Consider the following 20,276-nt stretch of genomic DNA (forward strand, 5'->3'; position numbering starts at 1 on the left):
CTGAGTCAGTAAAGAAATTGAAAATAACGGAAACCATAGGGTTTGAGTGTTTTTACTCTATCGCCGCCTCCCTCGCGCGGCACGTTTGCTCAACAAAAAGGGGGCCGGCGGGTGCCCTAGATCGCCGCAACTGGCAACTTTGGCACCGCCGGCCCCACGGGGCGGGAAAGCGCTACTTCACGATGACGACGATCAGGTCGCGCGGCCCGTGCACGCCCTCCACGCGGGAGAGCTCAATATCGGAGGTCGCCGACGGGCCCGAAATCCAGGTCGCCGGGTGCTCCGGGTTCATGCGGGAAACCATCTCCGGCACGCCGTAGACAATGTTTTCCTGGCGGACGATGCACACGTGGCGGTCCGGGACCAGGGTCAGCGCGCGGCGGCCGTTGGTCTCACCGGCCTCGAGCGAGATCGTGCCGGTCTGGGCGGCGGTGACGTGGGATTCCGTCACGACGGCATCGACCTCGTTGAGGGTGCGCGGGTTGACGTCGTTGGAATCCGGCTTGGCCTCCCCGTCAAACTGGGCGAAAAGCTCAGTGTCCATGCCCGGGGCGTAGCGGATGTCGTGGCAGTCCTTGTCCGACAGGATCTTCGCCAGGGTGGCCGGCAGCTCCGCGGTGTCGGTGACGTGCACGTCGGCCTTGTAGTCCACCAGGCGGTCGATCAGCAGGTCGCGCAGCTCATCCGGGGCGACCTGGCGGTCGCGCTGGTAATCGCGCGGGACGTCCACGTGGTCGGCCAGGCCCGCGGACTTCTGGGCGGAGCGGATGCGGGACAGGATTTCCTTCTTGGCTGCGCAGGATTGTTCAGTGGTACGTGTCATGACTTACTACTCCTTCTCAGAGCCCTGGTCCGGGGCCTGGACTGCGGCGGCGGGCAGGCCCTCCTCGCGGGCCTGCGCCAGCAGGTCACGGGCCTCGTCGGATTCGAACCACTGGCGGAAGGACTTCTTCGGCGGCACGGCGGTGTCGCGGCCTTCCGACCAGCCCGACATGAACAGCGGCAGGCTGTCGATGGTGCCGTTGAAGCCGCCCAGCACGCGGCCGAAGGCGACCAGGCGGGTCAGCGTGTTCCAGACCTTCGGCTTGGCCCAGACGAACTCCACCAGGTCGAAGAGCTTGGACTCGACCGGCGGGGTGGCGTGGGTGACCTTCTGGTGGCGGTTTTCTAGGATGACCTGGGACAGCGGGATCTTGACCGGGCAGACCTCGTCGCAGCGCCCGCACAGGGAGCAGGCGTAGGGCAGGGAGGCCGACGGATCGTGGTGGTCCTTCATGCCGGTCAGCTGCGGGGTCAGCGAGATGCCGATCGGGCCCGGGTAGACCGAGCCGTAGGCGTGGCCGCCGGCGCGCTCGTAGACCGGGCAGACATTCAGGCAGGCCGAGCAGCGGATGCACTTGAGCGCCTGGGAGCCCACCGGGCTCGACAGGGCGGCGGTGCGGCCGTTGTCCAGCAGGACCAGGTGGAAGTTCTGCGGGCCGTCGCCCTCGGTCACGCCCGTCCACATCGAGGTGTACGGGTTCATGCGCTCGGCGGTGGAGGAGCGCGGCAGCAACTGCAGGAAGACCTCGAGGTCCTGGAAGGTCGGCACGAGCTTCTCGATGCCCATGACCGTAATCAGGGTCTCCGGCAGGGTCACGCACATGCGGCCGTTGCCCTCGGACTCGACGATGTTGATGACGCCGTTTTCGGCCACGCCGAAGTTCGCGCCGGAGATGGCCACCTTGGCCTTCATGAACTGCTCGCGCAGGAACTTGCGGGAGGCCTCGGCCAGCTCCGGCGGGTTGGCCTGCAGGGACTCGTCCGTGTTCGGCATCTGTCGGACGAAGATATCGCGGATCTCGGCGCGGTTGCGGTGGATGGCCGGGACCAGAATGTGGGAGGGCTTGTCCTCGCCCAGCTGGACGATGAGCTCGGCCAGGTCGGTCTCGCGGGCGCTGATGCCGGCCTCTTCGAGGTGCTCGTTCAGGCCGATTTCCTGGGTGGCCATGGACTTGACCTTGACCACGTCGGTCTCACCCGTGTCCTGGATGAGCTGCGTGATGATTTCGTTGGCTTCCTTGGCGTCGCGTGCCCAGTGGACGATGCCGCCGCGGGCAGTCACAGCCTCTTCGAACTGCTCCAGCAGCTCGGGCATGCGGGCGGCGACGTCCTCCTTCAGCGCGGAGCCGGCCGAACGCAGCTGCTCCCAGTCCGGGGTTTCCTCCACGGCTTGGGCGCGCTTGTTGCGGATGGTGGTGGTGGCGTGCTCCAGGTTGCGGCGCTGGGTGGCGTTGTTCAGGCCGTCGTGAGCAGCGGCGACGAAGCCGCGGTCGCCGCGCAGGTTGCCGTAGTTCTCGGGGGCACGGGGCGGGGTAGTGTCGGTGAAAACAGCCATTAGAGCATCTTCTCCTTCGAGTAAGCTGCGGACTTCGGCGTCCAGGGGTGTTCCTTGGTCGAGGCGAGGATCTCCGCCATGTGCACGGCGCGGATGCCGGCCTGCTGGCGCGAGAGGGCGCCGGCGATGTTCATCAGGCAGGAGGAGTCGCCGCCGGTGACGTACTCGGCGCGGGTGTCCTTGATGTGGCGGGTCTTGTCCGTGACCATGGCCTGGGAGACCTCGGGGTTCTTCAGCGAGAAGGTGCCGCCGAAGCCGCAGCATTCCTCTGCGTTTTCCAGCGGGACCAGCTCCATGCCCTCGACGTTCTTGAGCAGCTGGTAGGGGCGGTCCGCCAGCTTCAAAAAGCGCAGGCCGTGGCAGGAGGAGTGGTAGGTCACCCGGTGCGGGAAGAAGGCGCCCAGCTGGGTGGTCTGCGCGATGTCGACGAGGAACTCCGGCAGGTCGTAGGTCTTGTCAGCGGCCTTCTTGGCGCCGTCCACGTCGGCCTTGCTACCGAAGCGGTCGGCGATCTGGACGTGCTGCTCGCGCACCGCGCCCACGCAGGAGCCGGAGGCGGAGACCACGTAGTCGATGGAAGGATCCGCGAAGGCGTCCGCGTAGGTGCGGATCATGCCCAGCGTTTCTTCCTGGTAACCGGTGTTGACGTGCATCTGCCCGCAGCAGGTCTGTTCCTCCGGGAAGACCACCTCGTGGCCCAAGCGGGAAAGGATTAGGGCAGTGGCTTTGTGAGCGTCCGGGAAAAGGGCGTCGCCAATGCAGGTGGAAAACAATGCTATTCGCATCGATTAGGCTCCTTGGTTTAGCGGGTACTTAAGGAGACTCTCGGAAAGTGAGGCTCCCAGAAAATTCACGGGGTTATGAACTAAATGGTAGCGCGAATGCCGTATTTAATCACCCCCAAAAATAACGATGACCTGCGGATGTTTCGAAACATTAATGTTGCGTAAATGGTCCGCAGGTCATGCGCCTGCCCCGCGCGATTTGCGCGGGTTTCAGGGGCCAGACGGTTTGGGGGTATCCGGGGTTATCAGGGGCGTGTAAGGAAAGCCTTAGGGAACTAGGTCTGGGGTCTGGTTAGGGCACTAGGAACCCGAGCACGTTCGTCATCAGGAAGACGATGACGCACACGACGGCCAAGAAGGCCAGCGAATAGCCCACCACGTTCTTGAGAATGACGGACTCCTTGCCCTCCATCTGCACGGCGGTGGCCGCAATCGCCAGCGACTGGGGGGAGATCATCTTGCCGACCACGCCACCGGAGGTGTTGGCGGCCAGCATCAGATCCGGGTTGACGTGGATGCGCTCGGCGGCGGCGACCTGCAGGTTGGCGAACAGGGCGTTGGCCGAGGTATCCGAGCCGGTCACGGCGGTGCCGATCCAGCCGAGCACCGGGGCGAACAGCGCGAAGATGCCGCCGGCCGAGGAGACGAACTCACCGATGGCGATGGTCTGGCCGGAGTAGTTCATGGTGTAGGCCAGCGCCAGGACCAAGATGATGGTCAGGGCGGAGAACTTCATGCGGCTGACGACGTCGCCGAAGGCGGTCACCGGCTGGCCGAAACTCAGTTTGTAGCGGCCATTCTCGTTGAAGAAGTGGTAGATGATCGTCACGATGATGCCAGAAATCAGCAGCAGCGTACCGGGGTTGCCAAAGACGTTGAAGCTGAAGCTGGTGTCCATGACGTTGCCGGTCGCGTCCACGATCGTCCCGTCCAGGAAAGGCCAGCCGGTCTTGATTACCCAGAAGCCGAACAGGGCCGGGATGGTGGTTGCCACGGCGAAGACCGCGGTGACCACGGCGTAGGGCAACAGGGCCATCCAGATGCGGCGGCCGGTGAGATCGCTGGTGCCGTCCTGGGCCGGCAGCTCCATGCGCTCGCGCAGGGCGGCCACGCCCCTGGGCTTCCAGACGCGCAGGAAGGCGAACGCGCAGCCCAGGGAGACGATGCAGGCGATGACGTTGGTCAGCTGGTAGGCGAAGAAGGTCGCCGCGAGCCACTGGGCCGCCGCGAAGGAAATGCCGATGACGGCGGCCGCCGGGGCGGTCTCCTTCACGCCGCGCGCCCCGTCCAGAATGAACGCGATGAGGAAGGGCACCATGGCGGCGATGACCAGCACCTGCAGCGAAATCAGGGCGGCGATGTCATGGGTCTGCTCCAGGGTACGGCCGCCGACCTCGCCGGCGGTGGTCACCGGGATGCCCACGGCGCCGAAGGCCACGGGGGCGGTGTTGGCAATCAGGACCACGGTCGCAGCGCGCAGCGGCTTGACGCCGAGCGCCATGATCATGGTGGCGGTGATGGCCACCGGGGCGCCGAAGCCGGCCAGGGCCTCCAGTAGGCCGCCGAAGCAGAAGGCGATGAGGATGGCCTGGATGCGGATATCGCCGTCGCCCAGCAGGTCGAAGGTCTTGCGCAGATCCTCAAACCGGCCGGAGGCCACGGTGATTTCGTAGAACCAAATGGCGGTGATGATGACCCAGACGATGGGCAGCAGGCCGAAGAGGCCACCGCGGACTGCGGACGAGAGGGCCATGTCGATGGGCATCGCGAAGCCCACGATGGCGATCGCTAGGGAAGTCAGCAGCGCGACCGCGCCGGAGGTGTGGGCACGGGCCTTGAAACCCAACAACATAATGAAAAAGGCGACGAGCGGCAGGGTGGCCACGAGCGCGGTGAGCCCGAGGCTGTCCCCGATCGCTGAGGTGTTAATCTCAAACAAGATGCGTCCTCGAATTCTCCAGATAGGGAGGCCCCGACTATTCGGGGCACAGCGGGTAGTACACGGTGCTCATTGTGGTTAGTCGGGGGTAAACCGGCTTAGAAACTCACACTGAGTTAAGAAAAGCATAGCGCGGACCTGTAGTTTGCAGACCATTTCGGTCCGCTTATGGGGCATCTCATGCACTGGCGGGGTTAGTGCGGTAGTCAAACGGGATATTCGATAGAGTTTAGGGTTATGACTCCGGCAGAACTGGCACAACTGATTAAGGACACCGCCACCGCAGTGTTGGCGGAACACGACCTGGACACCTCCGTTATCCCCGAGACCGTGACCGTGGAGCGCCCGCGCAACCCGGAACACGGCGATTACGCGACCAACCTGGCGCTGCAGGTCGCCAAGAAGGCGGGCACCCAGCCGCGCGAGCTGGCCACCTGGCTGGCCGCCGCGTTGGACGAGCAGGACGCGATCGCGGAGACCGACGTCGCCGGCCCGGGCTTTTTGAACATCCGCCTGGCTGCCGATGCCCAGGGCGACGTGGTGGGCAAGATCCGCGAGGCCGGCTCCGACTTCGGCAAGAACACCACCTTTGCCGGGGAGAAGATCAACCTGGAGTTCGTCTCTGCGAACCCGACCGGGCCCATCCACCTCGGGGGTACCCGGTGGGCGGCCGTCGGTGATTCCCTGGGCCGCGTACTGGAGGCCAGCGGTGCGGAGGTCACCCGCGAGTACTACTTCAACGACCACGGCGGGCAGATCGACCGTTTCGCCCGCTCCCTGGTGGCGGCCGCCCAGGGCGAGCCCACCCCGGAGGACGGCTACGGCGGGGCATACATCCAGGACATCGCCAGCGCGGTGCTGGAGAAGAACCCGTCCTCCCTGGACGGCTCCCCGGAACAGGTCCAGGAAGCCTTCCGTGCTGACGGCGTGGACATGATGTTCGCCCAGATTAAGCAGTCCCTGCACGAATTCGGCGTGGACTTCGACGTCTACTTCCACGAGAACTCGCTGTTCGAGTCCGGCGCGGTCGAGCGCGCGCTGGACCAGCTCAAGGAGCAGGGCGAGCTCTACGAGGCGGACAACGCCTGGTGGCTGAAATCCACCGATTACGGCGACTCCAAGGACCGCGTGGTCGTCAAGTCCGACGGTAACGCCGCCTATATCGCCGGCGATATCGCCTACGTCGCGGATAAATTCGACCGCGGCCACACCCTGAACATCTACATGCTCGGCGCCGACCACCACGGCTACGTGCCGCGCCTGAAGGCCGCCGCGGCGGCGCTGGGCTACGACGCCGGCGCGGTCGAAGTGCTCATCGGCCAGATGGTCAACCTGCTGCGCGACGGCAAGCCGGTGCGCATGTCCAAGCGCGCGGGCACCGTCATCACGCTGGAGGACCTGGTGGCCGCCATCGGCGTGGACGCGGCCCGCTACTCGCTGGTGCGCTCGTCCGTGGACCAGTCCATCGACATCGACCTGGGCCTGTGGCAGACCCAGTCCTCCGACAACCCCGTCTATTACGTGCAGTATGGGCACGCCCGCCTGTGCTCCCTGGCGCGCAAGGCGGCCGAGGCCGGCGTGACCGCCGACCGCGCGGATCTGTCCCTGTTGACCCACGACCGCGAGGGCGACCTCATCCGCACCCTGGGCGATTTCCCAGCCGTGGTGGCCGAGGCCGCGCAGCTGCGCGAGCCGCACCGCATCGCCCGCTACGCCGAGGAGTTGGCCGCCAGCTTCCACCGCTTCTACGACCAGTGCCAGGTCCTGCCCAAGGCCGGCGAGGAGGCCCAGCCGGTGCACTCGGCCCGCTTCGCGCTGGCCGATGCCGCCCGCACCACCCTGGCCAACGCCCTGACCATGGTGGGCGTGACCGCCCCGGAGCGGATGTGATGGCCGATTTCAACGATCTGCCGGCGCATGTCTGGCCCCGCAACGCCCAGCGCGAGGAAGACGGCGTGGTCACCGTCGCCGGGGTCCCCGTGCCCGACCTGGTAGAAGAGTACGGATCACCGCTCTACGTCTTCGACGAGGACGACTTCCGCTCCCGCTGCCGCGACATGGCCGCCGCTTTCGGCGGGCCCGCCCACGTCCACTACGCCTCCAAGGCCTTCATCTGCAAAAAGATCGTGCAGTGGGTCAACGAGGAGGGGCTGTGCCTGGACGTGGCCTCCCACAACGAGCTGCTCATTGCGCTAGCCGGCAATTTCCCCGCCGCCCGCATGACCGCCCACGGCAACAACAAGGGCGCGGACTACCTGCGCGACTGCGTGGAACACGGCGTGGGTCACGTGGTGCTTGACAACACCGATGAACTGGAGCTGCTCAACCGGATCGCCGGCGAGTTGGGGCGCGTCCAGAAGGTGATGGTGCGCGTGAAGCCGGGCGTGGACGCACACACTCACGAGTTCATCGCCACCTCCCACGAGGACCAGAAATTTGGCATCTCGCTGGCCACCGGCGCGGCTTTCGATGCCGCCCGCGCCTGCCTGGCCGCCGACAACCTCGAGCTGGTCGGCTTGCACTGCCACGTCGGCTCCCAGGTCTTCAACGCCGAGGGCTTCAAGCTGGCCGCCGAGCGCGTCATGGCGCTGTATTCGCGCATCCACACCGAGCTCGGCGTCACGCTGCCGGAGCTGGACCTAGGCGGCGGCTTCGGCATCCCGTACATGCCCTACGAGGAGGCCCTCGACGTGCAGGCGGTGGCTCAGGACTTGCTCACCGCGGTGGGCACCACGGCGGACGCGCTGGGCATCACCCCGCCGTTCGTCCTGGTGGAACCCGGACGCGCGCTGGTGGCCGGGTCCGCCATCGCGGTCTATTCCGTGGGCACGGTCAAGGACGTGGAGACGGGCAAGCAGGAGCTGCCGCTGCGGCGCTACCTCTCCGTCGACGGTGGGATGAGCGACAACATCCGCCCGGCCATGTACGGCTCTGAGTACGACCTGCGGGTCATGGGGCGCTACACCGACGGCGCCGAGGTGCCCTCCCGCGTGGTGGGCTTCCACTGCGAATCCGGCGATATCCTGGTCGACGAGCGGGACCTGCCGGAAGACATCACCAGCGGCGACATCGTGGCCACCGCCGCCAGCGGCGCCTACCAGTACATGATGTCCTCGCGCTATAACGGCGCGGTGCGGCCCGCGGTGGTCGCCGTGCGCGCGGGGCAGGTAAAGCCCATGCTGCGGTGCGAGACCTTAGCCGATTTGCTCTCGCTAGAGGTCGACTAGTTACCCCCGCCCGTGCGCTTCAGTGGCGCCCGGGCGGGATTATTATTCTCCGCTTTGCAAGCCATTAGGCCAGCGCACGCGCGGTAGACGGGGGTTTGGTGCCGGTGGAGTGGTTCCGTTGGGACTCAAAATAGACAGCTCGTTCTGTATGATAGGCCGCGTACGTTAAACGACCGCAGAGATTGAGGAGAGCTTCGAAGATGGCAGCCACCACGCAGGGAACTATCCGCACGGCTAAGGGCGAGGGCGAGACCGTCGGAATTGCGCTGCTGGGATTCGGCACCGTGGGCGCGGAGGTCTTCCGACTGCTCGGGGAGAACGCCGACGCCTTTGCGCACCGCATCGGCGGCCCGGCCGAGATCCGCGGGGTGGCCGTGTCCAACGTGGGCAAGAAGCCGCGCCCGGGCGTTCCCCAAGAGCTTCTGACCGACGATGCCCGCGCGCTCGTCGCCCGCGACGACATCGACTTGGTCGTGGAGGTCATCGGCGGCATCGACTACCCGCGCGAGCTGGTCTTGGCCGCCCTGCGCGCCGGCAAGTCCGTGGTCACCGCCAACAAGGCGCTGGTCGCCGCCCACGCCGACGAGCTGGCCGAGGCCGCCGATGCCTCCAACGTCGACCTCTACTTCGAGGCCGCCGTCGCCGCCGCCATCCCGGTGGTCGGCATGCTGCGCCGCTCTCTGGCCGGGGACCAGATCCAGCGTATCTCCGGCATCGTCAACGGCACGACCAACTTCATCCTGGACGCGATGGAATCCACGGGTGCGTCCTACGAGGAGGCGCTGGCGGAGGCGACCCGCCTGGGCTATGCCGAGGCCGATCCGACCGCCGACGTCGAGGGCCACGACGCCGCCTCCAAGGCCGCCATCATGGCCTCGCTGGGCTTCCACACCCGCGTGAAGTTCGAGGACGTCCACTGCGAGGGGATCACCAACATCACCGCCGAGGACATCGAGGCCGCCGAGCAGGCCGGCTATTCCATCAAGCTGCTGGCTATCTGCGAGCGGATCACCGATAAGGAAGGCAAGGAAGCAGTGAACGCGCGCGTGCACCCCACCCTCGTGGCGAAGTCGCACCCGCTGGCCTCGGTCAGCGAGTCCTACAACGCCATCTTCGTCGAGGCCGAGGCGGCCGGTTCGCTGATGTTCTACGGCAACGGCGCCGGCGGTAACCCGACCGCCTCCGCCGTGCTGGGCGACGTGGTCGGCGCGGCCCGCAACATCGTCCACGGCGGCCGCGCCCCGGGCGAGAACACCTACGCCAACCTGCCGATCGCCTCCTTCGGCGAGGTGCGCACCCGCTACCACATCGACATGACGGTCAACGACCGGATCGGCGTGCTGGCCGAAATCGCCAACGTCTTCTCGACCAACGACGTCTCCCTGCGCACCGTCCGCCAGGAGGACGGCGACGACGAGGCCCGCCTGGTAATCGTCACGCACTCCGCCCAAGAGCATCTGCTGGCCGACATTGTGGACCAGCTGGGGGCCCTGCCGGACGTGCTGGCCGTCAACTCGGTCATCCGCCTGGGCAGCTAGGAAAGGGGAGGAAGACGCGCTCATGAGCACCGAACTGCAAGTCGGGACCAAGGCGATTGTCAAGGTGCCGGCCTCCTCGGCCAACCTGGGCCCGGGCTACGACACCCTGGGCCTGGCCGTCACGCTCTATGACACGGTCGAGGTCGAGGTCACCGAGTCCGGCCTCGAGGTGGTCATCTTCGGCGAGGGCGAGGAAGACCTCCCGCGCGACGGATCGCACCTGGTGGTCAAGGCGTTGCGCTCGGGGCTCAACGCCGCCGACGTCGAAGCACCGGGCCTGCGCGTGGTCTGCACCAACGCCATCCCGCAGTCGCGCGGCCTGGGCTCGTCCGCGGCCGCCGCGGTCGCCGGCGTGGCCGCGGCCAACGGGCTGGCCGGCTTCCCGCTCGACGAGGACAAGGTGGTCCAGCTGTCCTCGGCCTTCGAGGGCCACCCCGACAACGCCGCCGCGTCGGTGCTGGGCCAGATGGTGGTCTCCTGGATGACGGTCCCGGTCGACGGCCGCTCACTGCCCGAGTACCGCGCGCGTTGCCTGCCGGTGCACCCGGACATCCGCGCCACCGCGCTGGTGCCGGACTTCCACGCCTCCACCCAGGCCGTGCGGCGCGTGCTGCCCTCGCACGTCACGCACAGCGATGCCGCCTTCAACGTCTCCCGCACCGCCGTCCAGGTGGCAGCGTTGACCAACCACCCGGCTCTGCTCCTAGAGGGCACCCGCGACCGCTTGCACCAGCCCTACCGCGCCGACGTGCTGCCGGTCACCGCGGAGTGGGTCAACCGCCTGCGCAACCGCGGTTTCCCGGCCTACCTGTCCGGCGCCGGCCCGACCGTCATGGTCCTGCATACCGACCCCATCCCGGAGGCCGTGCTCGACGATGCCCGCGACCAGGGCCTGCGGGTCCTCCCGCTGGAAATCGCCGGGCCGGTGGAGGTCGAGGTCACCCAGGCCTAATCCTGGGTGATAAGGCAGGTGCCGCTGTCCGTGAGCGGGTGGAGCCGCACGGTGGGCTCCCCGTCGGAGGCGGCGGTCATCTCCTGCAGGTAGCCCTCGTGGACCGCGCACAAAAACGGCGTGGGGGCCGCCCCGGCAGAAACGAAGGGGCAGGCGTGCAAGCACAGACCCTGCTTGGTCTGCTCGGGGTCGAAGCCCATGGCGCGCAGCCGGGCCTGCATCTGTACCGCCGATGCCGGCCCCGTTTGTTCCAGCGTCCTCGCCCACTGGCGCCCAATCTCGCGGGCGCGGGGTGAGCCGTAGTCGGCGAGCTCGGCATCATCAGCCAGCTGGTCGAGCAGCACGGTGACCAGGCTGACGTATTCGCTGGCGATGGCCTGGTTATCCGGCACCCGGACCCGGAAGATGAGGGAGGGGCGCCCGCGCCCGTGGGAGCGGGCGGTAACCGTCGCGACGGCCCCGGCGGCCTGCAGCTCGTCGAGGTGCCCGCGGGCGGTGTTGACGTGCATGCCTAACCGCTCGGCGACCTGGGCCGCGGTGGCGCCGTCGGTGAAGGAACCCACCACGTCGAGTACCTCGCGCTGTTTCGGCGACAGCGCGAGCGCCTCCGGGAAGAGATCCGTTGCGGGGCGGGGCAGGCGGGCAGGATCGGTCATATTTATTACTTTAGTACTCGTTGGGGCTGATGTGAACTGCCTGCGGGTCCACCTGACAGTAGACTTCCTCCCCCACGGCCGGGGCCTCGGCGTGGGAGACGCGCACCTGGCCGAACGGGCAGTCGAGCGTGACCAAAAAGGTGGTCAGCGACCGCGCCTCCACCGCCTGGACGGTGCCCGGCCAGCAGTTCTCCGCGCGGGCCACTGGGTGGGCGGACAGCCGCGCGTCCTCGGGCGGAAAGGTCACGACAACCTCTTGCTGGGGGCGCAGGTGCGCGGTGGTGGCCCCGATGAGCGTGGCCCCGCCGGCGGCCACCCGCGCGGTGTCCGCGTGGACGACTTCGCAGGTGCCGGTGGCCCGGTTGAGGCCGCTGACCCGCGCCACGAACTCCGTCGGCGGGGCAGCAAGCAGCTGGCTCGTGGGCCCGCTAGCTACGGTCTGGCCGGATTCCATGACCACCAGGTGCTCGGCCAGACGCTGGATGTCCAGCAGGTTGTGCGTGACCATCAGCACGGTGTGGTCGTGGCGGCTGGCGTGGAAGAAGCGGCGCCACCGGGCGGCGGCGGCCACATCGAGGGCGGCCAGTGGCTCGTCCAGGATGAGCACGGACGGCCGGGTGGCCAGCGCCCGCACGAGCGCGACCTGGGCGGCCTGCCCGCCCGACAGGGAGGGCACGTCGACGTCGGCCAGGTCGCTGAGGCCCGCCGCCTCCAGCAGCTGGGTGGCCAGCGCGTGGTCGCGGCTGGCCATGGTGACGGCCTCGACCACGCTCGCCCGCGGCGGCAGGCCCGGCGACTGGGTGACCATGACGACGCGGCGCTGGTGCGGCGGCACGAACTGGCCGGCCGCGTCGTCCACGGTCCGGTCCCCAATAGCGACCTGTCCGCGCAGCTGGCCGGCCGCCCGGCGCATGAGCGTGGTCTTGCCCGAACCGTTCTGGCCCACGATGGCGCTCACGCGCCCGGCTGGCAGGGTCGTGCCCTCCACCGTGACCGGGGTGGGATCCTCCGGTGGGCGGGTGAGCTCGCGCAGGCGCTCGACGTCCATCTCGGTGATGGTGCGGGCGTGCGGGCGGGGCTTGCGGCCCAGAAGCACCGGCAGGCCGGCCAGCGCCAGGCAGACTAGCGCCAGGCCGATGAGGATGGCCGCAAGCGCGTAGGCGGCCTCCGTGTCGACCTCGCGTTCCAGGTAGATGCCCAGGGGCATCGTGCGCGTGACACCTGGCATCGAGCCGGCGAAGGTCAGCGTCGTGCCGAACTCACCCAGAGAGCGCGCGAAAGCCAGCCCGGCGCCCGTGGCGATAGACGGCGCGACCAGCGGCAGGGTGACTTTCCACAGCACGCGGCCGGGGCTCATCCCGATGCCGTGGGCCGAGGCCAGCACCTCCCCGTCGATTTGGCGCAGCGCCGAATCAACGGCGACGACCACGAACGGCAGGGAGACAAACATCTGCGCCACCACGACGCCGGGGAAGGCGAAGGCGAAGTGCAGGTCTATCGCCTCCAGCCAGGGCCCCAGCAGGCCGCGCCGGCCGATGGCGGCGGTAAGGGCGAGGCCGCCGACGACAGGGGGCATCGCGAGCGGGAGAAAAACCAGCAGGCGGGTGGCGAGCCCGCCGCGGCCGAGCTGTTGCATCCAGACCGCCAGGCCGGTGCCCAAGATCATGGTCAGAACGGTCGACTGGGCCGCCGCGGCGAGGGAGACCTTGAGCAGGTCGTGGACCTCGGGGCGGGCCAGGATCTCCCCCATGCGCGCCCAGGGCACGCGCACGGCCAGGGCGATGATGGGGAACAGGATAAACCCCACCGCGATGATCCCGATGAGCCCGAACGCCACAGGGGCGGGCGTGCGGGCGGGGCGCGGTGGGGTAGTAGCCGTAGCAGCTGAAGTAGCGGTAGTAGCCACGAAACTCACTTAGTCGGCCGGGGTGAAGCCGTACTCTTCCCAGGTGGCGTCGAAGTCGTCGGCCAGAAGGTCCAGCACTGCCTGGGCGGAGTCCTGCTCGGAGGAGGTGGTAACGACCGCGCCGAGGATCTGGTTGGTGAACTGGTCGGCGCCTTCGATCTTGATAACCTCCACGTCGTCACCAGCCGCAGCGGCGTCGGTGGAGTAGACCCAGCCGGCGTCGGCCTCGCCGGAGACGACCTTGCCGAGCACGTCGGCAACTTGGTGCTCCTGGGAGTCCGGCTGGATGTCGAGGCTCTTGTCCTCGATGATCTGCTGGGAGATGTCACCGCACGGGACCTGCGGGTCGCACAGCACGAAGCGGGTCTCGTCCGTGATGTTCTCGACGGACTTGATGCCGGCCGGGTTGCCCTTTGGCACGACCATGACCATCTCGTTTTCGGCCAGGACCTTGGGATCCTGGACGGTGCCCGCCTCGACGGCGTCGTCCATGGTCTTCTTGGAGGCGGTCAGCAGGAGATCGCCCGGGGCGCCTTCCTTGAGCTGGGAGACCAAGTCGGAGGAGCCGGCGTTCTGGAACTTCAGCTCGGCCGGCGGGTCGAGCTCGTCGGCGGCGGCCTGCAGGTCTTCGTTGAGCACGCGGGTGGAGGAGGCGGCCAGCATGTTGAGCTCCACGGAGCTGCCAGAGCCGGCGGTGCTATCGGCGTTGCTGTCCGATGTCGATTCCGTCGACGGGGCGCAGGCGGCAGCGAACAACGTGGCGGCGGCTGTGCAGCTGGCGAGAACGCGCTTCACCATGGAGACATATTCCTTTCACGCTACAATCGAGAACACACCCATCCCATCTACCCTAGTAGATCGGCTTTTCTTGGACGCGTGTTCAACTTATTCTACATGCCCGTCGGCCCGCGGTCGGCCAGACGTCGGCATGGGGGTAGAAACGGGTGCGCTTGCCGGAGCGCGTGGGGTTTCCGGTTGGTAGCAGGAATTAGTACCATAAAACCTGTGCAAAAAGACCGTGTAGCCTACCGCGTAGTGTTCCTGGCCTTCGCCGGGGTGGCGCTGCTGGCCGGCCTGGCGGCGGGGGCCTCCCTGCTGGGGGTGTTCAACGCCGCGGCGCCGGTAGCGGATCTGCACGGCCCGCTGATGGTCTTCGGCTTCGTCGGCGGGGCCATCGGGCTGGAGCGCGCGGTCGCGGTGCGGCGCGCGTGGGCCTGGGCCGGTCCGGCCGCCCACGTTGCCGGCGTGGTGGCGCTGTTGTTACCCGCGGCGGCGGGCGCGGATCTGCCGGCGCTGGTGCCCGGGGCGCTGTTTGCGGCCAGCTTCGGCGCGCTGGGGGCAATCTACGTGGCCATCTATCGCCGCCAGCCGACCGTGTCGGTGGTCGTGCAGGCAGCCGGCGTGGTGGCGGCCGTGATGGCGGCGCTGCTGTGGGGGATGACGGGCCGTTTTACGACCGTGCTGCCGCTGGCGGTGGCGTACGTGGTGGCCACCATCATCGGCGAGCGCATGGAGCTGGCTCGCCTGTCGGTGGCCGGCACCCGCGCCGAGGTCCAGCTGACCTGGCAGGTGCTGTCCATGGTGCTGGCCGCCGTCGTCTTCGCCGTGGCCCCGTGGCTGGGGCACGTGCTGGTCGCGCTGGGACTAATCGTGGTGGCTGCGACCGCGCTGCGCGTCGACGTGGCCGTTAACCTGGTGCGCTCGCGGGGCCTGCCGCGCTATTCTGCCGCGTGCATGCTGGGCGGCTATTTCTGGCTGGTACTGGCCGGCTTTACCTGGCTGGCCTACGGCTCCGGCGCGGAAGGCTATGCCTACGATGCCGCCGTCCACGCCGTCTTCTTGGGCTTCGTCATGTCCATGATCTTCGCGCATGCGCCCATCATCTTGACCGCCGTGGTCCACCGCCGGCTGCCGTACCGCCGGGTGCTCTATGTCCCAGTGGTGCTCCTCCACGGCGGGCTGGCCACGCGCCTGGCCGGGGATTTTCTGGCCCAGGACGCGATATATACCGTCGGCGGGGTGATAACCCTCGTGGCCGTGCTGGTCTTCGTGGGTACTGGGCTGGTGTTGACCCTGCGGGGTGGTCGCCGTGCAGATTAATCTCGGCGCAGTCAGCGACGTCTCCTTGCGGGCGAGGTCGCGGTGGCACACGGCCGCCGGCGCGCTTATCGGGGCCTGGGTCTTAGTCGGCCTGGCCGTCGCGGTGGCCTACCACCTCGGCGGGCCCGTGGTCTGGTGGGATTTCATCCACACCTTCACCCTCGGGGTGGTCACCACCGCCATCGTGGTCTATTCCACGCACTTTACTGAGGCCTTAACCCGCACACCGACGGCCAGCTACCGCGGCGTGGCTGCCCGCGTGGTGCTGGTCCAGGTCGGGCTGGTCGGCCTGCTGGTGGACCGGGCCGGCTATTGCTGGTCCCTACTTGCCGATGCCTCCTGCGCCCTCATCCTCCTCGCCGCCGCGTGGCAGGTGGCCGTCATCGTGACCCGCCTGCGCCGTTCCCTGTCCGGGGCCTTTGCGGTGACGGTGCCGTTTTATGTGGCGGCCTTCGGCTGCTTTATCGCCGCGGTGGCGCTGGCGGTGCTGGCGGGCAGGGGCATCGGCGGCTATACGGGGCTGATTGCCGCGCACTCGCGGCTGATGGTCTGGGGCTTTGCCTGGCTGACCATCCTGGGCACGGTCGTGACCCTGCTGCCCACGCTCACGGGCACGGCGATTAGTCCGACAGCGCGGGCCCGGTGTACGCGCTCGCTGGTGGTCCACGCCGTGGGGCTGGCGGCAGCCGCGGCGGGGCTGATCGCCGGGGCGGAGCTGGTCGCCGGCTTCGGGATGGCGCTGGTGGCGCTAGCCAGCGGCATGCTCGTCGTGGCCGTGGTGAGCTCCGTTCTAGCCCAGGGGCCGGGGCTAAATACCGCCAGCCTGTCCGTGCTGTGCGGGCTGGGCTGGATGTGGGCCGTAAACGCCGCCGATGCCGCCAGCCTGGCAGTCGGCGCCTTCCCGCGCGCCATCACGCTGCAACTGCTGCCGGTCTTCCTGCTGGGCGGCCTGCTGCAGCTGGTGACCGGGGTGCTGCACCATCTGCTGCCCACGCTGCGCGGCGGCGAGCCGGCGGTGGTGCACCGGACGCGGAAGGCGGCCGGGGCCGGCGGCATCGCGCGGTTGGTCTGCCTCAACGTGGGCGCCGCGCTGATCCTCGAGGGCAACCTCGGCGGGCCCGCTGGTACGGCCGGACTCATCCTGGTGGGGCTCGCGCTACTGGCTAATGTGGTGGTTATCGCCACCGTTGTCGCAATTGTTGGGAGAAAACATGACTAAACAATCCACGCCTACTGGTGGCACGACCACCCAACACTCGGCCGGGTGGGCCGCCTGGGCGCTCATCGGCATCGCGGTCGTCGCCGTGGTCATCCTGGCTGTGGTCACCACCACCTCGGCCGGCAAGGAGTCTACGTCGGGTGGCGAGCAGCCGGTGGCCGCGACCGGCGACGTTGTCGAGGTCGACGTGAGCGTCGAGGGCATGGCCTTCGTCCCCAGCAGCGTCGACGTGCCGGCCGGGTCGCAGCTCAAGGTCAACTTCACCAACACCGGCGACCAGGTCCACGACCTGAAGATCGGCGAGGCGGAGACCGGGCGCGTCAACCCCGGCGACTCGGTGGTGCTGGACGCCGGCGTGATTTCCGCGTCCGTCGAGGGCTATTGCACCATCGCCGGGCACCGCACGCAGGGCATGACCTTTGACGTCGTCGCGGGCGATGCGCCGGCGGGCGGCAGGGGGGCATCGTCAAGCGCGGCGGGCGGGGCGAACCCGCACGTGGACGTGCCGACGGCCGCGGAGCGCCAAAGCGACCTGGGGCCGGACTTTGCTGCCTTCGACCCGCACCTGGAGGCCGCCCCGTCCGGCCGCGTGCACGAATACACCTGGGTGATGACCGAGGAGATCCGCGAGGTCGCGCCGGGCGTGGAGCAGAAGCAGTGGCTGTTTAACGGGCAGGCGCCCGGGCCGACGCTGCGCGGCAAGGTCGGGGACACGTTCCGGATTACGCTGCGCAACGAGGGGCACATGGGCCACTCGGTGGACTTCCATGCCGGCGAGGTCAACCCCGACAAGGCGATGGCGACCATCGATCCCGGCGAGGAGCTGGTCTACGAATTCACCGCGAAGCGCTCCGGGATTTGGATGTACCACTGCGCGACGGCGCCGATGACGCTGCACATCGCCAACGGTATGACGGGCGCGGTCATCATCGACCCGCCGGAGGATTCCCCGGATTCCTTTTCGGACGTCGATGCCGAGTACGCCCTCGTGGCCAGCCAGCTCTTCCTGGGCGAGCGCGAGGTCGGCGCGGACGAGGAACGCGTCGCCGCCGGCAATTACGATCTTGCGGCGTTCAACTTCTATCCCAACCAGTACGAGCAGCGGCCCCTGCGCGTCAAAGTCGGCGAGACCATCCGCATCTGGGTGCTGAACGTGGGCCCGGACGAGTCGCTGAGCTTCCACGTGGTCGGCGAGGTCTTCGACACCGTCTTCAAGGAGGGGCAGTACCTCATCCGCGACGCCGAGGACACCGGCTCCCAGGCCGTCGACCTGGCCGCGGCCCAGGGCGGGTTCGTTGAGATGACGTTCGATGAGCCGGGGACGTACACGTTCGTCAACCATGCCCTGACCAACGCGGAGAAGGGACAGCGCGGGCAGATCGTGGTCACGGAGTAGGCGGGCACGCCGAGTAGGCGCTACGGACGTGGTCCGTGGCGCCTTTTAGCGTCTTTTGGCTGGGTGTGTTCCTGGTGGTGTCTCCTCGCAGCCTGGTCTCGCGGCTTTGTTCCTTCGGCTGACCCCCGTGTCAGCCGTCAGCCGTCAGCCGCTGCTCCAGGGCGGGTCCCACGTCACCCTGCCATCGCGGCGGTTTATCCTGCCGTGCCTGGGGTAGGCGGGGTCGTCGTCGTTCCATGAATTGTGGAACTCGCACAGTAGTGTCAGGTTCTCCTGGTTGGTCTCACCGCCGTCGGCCCAGGGGTGGATGTGGTGGACCTGGCACTCATCGGCTGGTTTCCTACAGTTCGGCCACGCACACGTGGTGGTCTCGGCTTTGGCCATGTCCTTCTGCTTCGGTGAGGCGTGGCGCTGGTAGCGGTATTGGTTGACTGGGCCGCGCCTAGGGTCCACCAGCGTGGCTAGGCCTGCGTCTAGGAGACACTGGCGGACGTATTCGGCCCCGGTCATGGTTGTTCCGTTGGTCAGCTGCAGGGTGATCTCATCCCCATCACCGGCAAGGATTCTCACCCAGTCAGGCAGGGAGATCACCACGTGGGTGGCCTTCGGCTGCTTCTCTAGGCCTCCACTGAACAAGGCCTCGACGTCGGGGGTGGTTTTAATTGAGGCCCAGAGGTCTTCCACCAACTCCGGATCACCGGTGACCGAAAAAGTACTCGGTCCATCCTTGCGACGGGTGACTCGTACGCCCTCGGCTGGTGGTGCCGGGCGGTTAAGCTCTAGGACCTTTTGGTTGGCTAGGCGTCTTAGCTGTGTGGTGGTGCCGGGGTGTTGCACAGTTCGATGAGCATGGCCCAAGCCTCGCCCTTATTACGCACCCGGCGGAAGGCACTATCCAGGACCAGCAACGTATCCAGGTGGTGTCCCTGGGCGGCGGCCGCTTTCCTCGCGGCGGCCTGCTTGCGGGTAAAGGACGTGTGCCCGAAGAAGGTTTGGCAGGCACGGTGGTGCGCGGTCGCGGCAACATCCGACATGACAGCCTTCAGGGCGGGCAGGCTCAGCTGGCGGCACAGGTCCAAATACTGGATCCCGTCCGCGAAGATGGAGTGTGCTGCTTTCAATGTGTCCATGGCTGTCGTTGCTGTCATGACCCACACGCTAGAAGCACGCGTCAACCCCTACAAGGCCCAGAAACCCGATCTGTGGATAACTCGGAGCACAGTAGCCATCCTGCGCAAACTATCCACAGGCCGAAAACGGCCGTTTTTGCGCCGCGACCAGCCCAGAGGACGAAAAATAGAGCAACGTGCCCAAGTAGGCATCGTTAGGCACAATTAGGCACAAAAAGGCCCCCGCACCAGGCGGGGGCTGTGGGAAACTACGGCCTAGGCGCCGTGGGACGGTGTTTCGCTCTTGTCCAACTGCGCGCGGTGGGAACGCACCGGCTCCCAAGCGACGTGGTGGCGCATATCCGTGGTGCGCTGGTCGCGGGACCGGTAGACCACGTATGGGCGCGTGACATAACCGACGGGCGCGGAGAAGGCGTGCACGAGGCGGGTAAACGGCCAGACAGCGATGATGGTAAAACCCGCCAAGACGTGGACCTTGAACTGCCACGGTACGTCGGCCATCAGCTCGGGCTGGATGTTAAAGATGAGCAGGTTGCGCAGCCAGGGTGCGATGGTCTCGCGGTAGTCGTAGCCGTGGGTACCACCCAGGTCGAAAAGCTGCAGCGTGAACGTGGCGATGGACCCGGACAGTAGCGCAAGCCCGAGCAGGACGTACATGACCTTGTCGGACGTGGAGGTCGACAGGAAGACGGAACGGTTGACCACGCGGCGGTAGACCAGCCCAGCAAACCCGAGCAGCACGGCGACCGCGGCCAGCGAACCGGGAATGGTGGCGATCCAGTGGTAGACGTGATCGCTGATGCCGACGGCGCGGGTCCAAGACTTGGGCATCGCTAGCCCCATGAGGTGGCCGATGATGACGAAGACCATGCCCCAGTGGAACAGCGGGGAGGACAGGCGCAGCAGCTTGGACTCGTAGATCTGGGTCGAATGGGTGGTCCACCCGAACTGGTCGGAGCGCCAACGCCAGAAGATGCCGACGACGAACGCGGCTATCGCGAGCCAGGGGAATGCTCCCCAGAGAAAGTTGTTGAAAGTATCCATGGAAAGT

17 protein-coding genes are annotated in these 20,276 nt (G+C 67.3%); 7 read left to right on the forward strand and 10 right to left on the reverse strand.

Going from position 1 to position 20,276, the window contains the following annotated elements; translation table 11 throughout:
* Nucleotides 1-172: 172 nt before the first annotated feature.
* The 4 genes from CCONF_RS04910 to CCONF_RS04925 form a co-directional block, all read right to left on the reverse strand.
* Entirely contained in the window at nt 173-823 is a 651-nt protein-coding gene (locus CCONF_RS04910) for a LutC/YkgG family protein (RefSeq protein WP_290225816.1), read from the reverse strand.
* A 6-nt stretch (nt 824-829) separates the two neighbouring features.
* Entirely contained in the window at nt 830-2,377 is a 1,548-nt protein-coding gene (locus tag CCONF_RS04915; RefSeq protein ID WP_290225818.1) for a lactate utilization protein B, read from the reverse strand.
* Nucleotides 2,377-3,162 carry a (Fe-S)-binding protein gene (locus CCONF_RS04920; RefSeq protein ID WP_290225821.1) on the reverse strand — a complete coding sequence of 262 codons (786 nt, stop codon included), beginning with the start codon at nt 3,160-3,162 and terminating at the stop codon, nt 2,377-2,379. Before CCONF_RS04920 ends, CCONF_RS04915 begins: the two co-directional genes overlap by 1 nt.
* A 292-nt stretch (nt 3,163-3,454) precedes the next feature.
* The gene (locus CCONF_RS04925; RefSeq protein ID WP_290225823.1) at nt 3,455-5,101 is read right to left on the reverse strand and encodes an L-lactate permease; all 1,647 of its coding nucleotides are present in this window, start codon (nt 5,099-5,101) and stop codon (nt 3,455-3,457) included.
* Between the two features lie 237 nt (nt 5,102-5,338).
* Here CCONF_RS04925 and argS point away from each other — a divergent pair, with 237 nt between their 5' ends.
* The 4 genes from argS (at nt 5,339) to thrB (ending at nt 10,818) form a co-directional block, all read left to right on the forward strand.
* Nucleotides 5,339-6,991, forward strand: a complete 1,653-nt coding sequence (argS, locus tag CCONF_RS04930) for an arginine--tRNA ligase (RefSeq protein ID WP_290225825.1) — start codon at nt 5,339-5,341, stop codon at nt 6,989-6,991.
* Nucleotides 6,991-8,328: a diaminopimelate decarboxylase gene (lysA, locus tag CCONF_RS04935; RefSeq protein ID WP_290225826.1), complete on the forward strand. Its 1,338-nt coding sequence runs from the start codon at nt 6,991-6,993 to the stop codon at nt 8,326-8,328. Before argS ends, lysA begins: the two co-directional genes overlap by 1 nt.
* Before the next feature lie 200 nt (nt 8,329-8,528).
* A complete protein-coding gene (locus tag CCONF_RS04940) occupies nt 8,529-9,866 on the forward strand; it encodes a homoserine dehydrogenase (RefSeq protein WP_290225828.1) in 1,338 nt (445 codons plus the stop codon).
* A 22-nt stretch (nt 9,867-9,888) separates the two neighbouring features.
* Nucleotides 9,889-10,818, forward strand: a complete 930-nt coding sequence (gene thrB, locus CCONF_RS04945; RefSeq protein WP_290225830.1) for a homoserine kinase — start codon at nt 9,889-9,891, stop codon at nt 10,816-10,818.
* Here thrB and CCONF_RS04950 read toward each other — a convergent pair.
* The 3 genes from CCONF_RS04950 to modA are packed head-to-tail and all read right to left on the reverse strand — an operon-like array spanning nt 10,815 to nt 14,178.
* Complete coding sequence (locus CCONF_RS04950) at nt 10,815-11,474, reverse strand: helix-turn-helix transcriptional regulator (protein ID WP_290225832.1); 660 nt, start codon at nt 11,472-11,474, stop codon at nt 10,815-10,817. The genes thrB and CCONF_RS04950 overlap by 4 nt on opposite strands.
* A gap of 10 nt (nt 11,475-11,484) precedes the next feature.
* Nucleotides 11,485-13,380, reverse strand: a complete 1,896-nt coding sequence (locus CCONF_RS04955; RefSeq protein WP_290225834.1) for an ATP-binding cassette domain-containing protein — start codon at nt 13,378-13,380, stop codon at nt 11,485-11,487.
* 9 nt (nt 13,381-13,389) lie between these two features.
* Nucleotides 13,390-14,178 (reverse strand): molybdate ABC transporter substrate-binding protein, encoded by a 789-nt coding sequence (gene modA / locus CCONF_RS04960; protein ID WP_290225838.1) that lies wholly within the window; start codon nt 14,176-14,178, stop codon nt 13,390-13,392.
* A 207-nt stretch (nt 14,179-14,385) separates the two neighbouring features.
* On the opposite strand from modA, the gene CCONF_RS04965 reads away from it, so the two are divergent.
* From CCONF_RS04965 to CCONF_RS04975, 3 genes are read left to right on the forward strand one after another with little or no spacing between them, the layout of a single operon-like run.
* Nucleotides 14,386-15,480 carry a DUF8744 domain-containing protein gene (locus CCONF_RS04965; protein WP_290225840.1) on the forward strand — a complete coding sequence of 365 codons (1,095 nt, stop codon included), beginning with the start codon at nt 14,386-14,388 and terminating at the stop codon, nt 15,478-15,480.
* Nucleotides 15,470-16,699, forward strand: a complete 1,230-nt coding sequence (locus tag CCONF_RS04970) for a beta-carotene 15,15'-monooxygenase (protein WP_353959516.1) — start codon at nt 15,470-15,472, stop codon at nt 16,697-16,699. The genes CCONF_RS04965 and CCONF_RS04970 overlap by 11 nt, the downstream gene beginning before the upstream one ends.
* Nucleotides 16,692-18,095 (forward strand): multicopper oxidase domain-containing protein, encoded by a 1,404-nt coding sequence (locus CCONF_RS04975; protein WP_290225843.1) that lies wholly within the window; start codon nt 16,692-16,694, stop codon nt 18,093-18,095. Before CCONF_RS04970 ends, CCONF_RS04975 begins: the two co-directional genes overlap by 8 nt.
* A 144-nt stretch (nt 18,096-18,239) precedes the next feature.
* Here CCONF_RS04975 and CCONF_RS04980 read toward each other — a convergent pair whose 3' ends face one another.
* From CCONF_RS04980 to narI, 3 genes are all read right to left on the reverse strand, one after another.
* On the reverse strand, nt 18,240-18,932 hold the full coding sequence (locus CCONF_RS04980) for an HNH endonuclease signature motif containing protein (RefSeq protein ID WP_290225845.1): 693 nt from the start codon (nt 18,930-18,932) through the stop codon (nt 18,240-18,242).
* Nucleotides 18,902-19,243, reverse strand: coding sequence for a hypothetical protein (locus CCONF_RS04985; RefSeq protein WP_290225847.1), 342 nt, complete (start codon nt 19,241-19,243; stop codon nt 18,902-18,904). Before CCONF_RS04985 ends, CCONF_RS04980 begins: the two co-directional genes overlap by 31 nt.
* Before the next feature lie 237 nt (nt 19,244-19,480).
* Nucleotides 19,481-20,269 (reverse strand): respiratory nitrate reductase subunit gamma, encoded by a 789-nt coding sequence (narI, locus tag CCONF_RS04990; protein ID WP_290225849.1) that lies wholly within the window; start codon nt 20,267-20,269, stop codon nt 19,481-19,483.
* Nucleotides 20,270-20,276 lie beyond the last annotated feature (7 nt).

This window comes from Corynebacterium confusum, assembly GCF_030408715.1.
Lineage (GTDB): Bacteria > Actinomycetota > Actinomycetes > Mycobacteriales > Mycobacteriaceae > Corynebacterium > Corynebacterium confusum.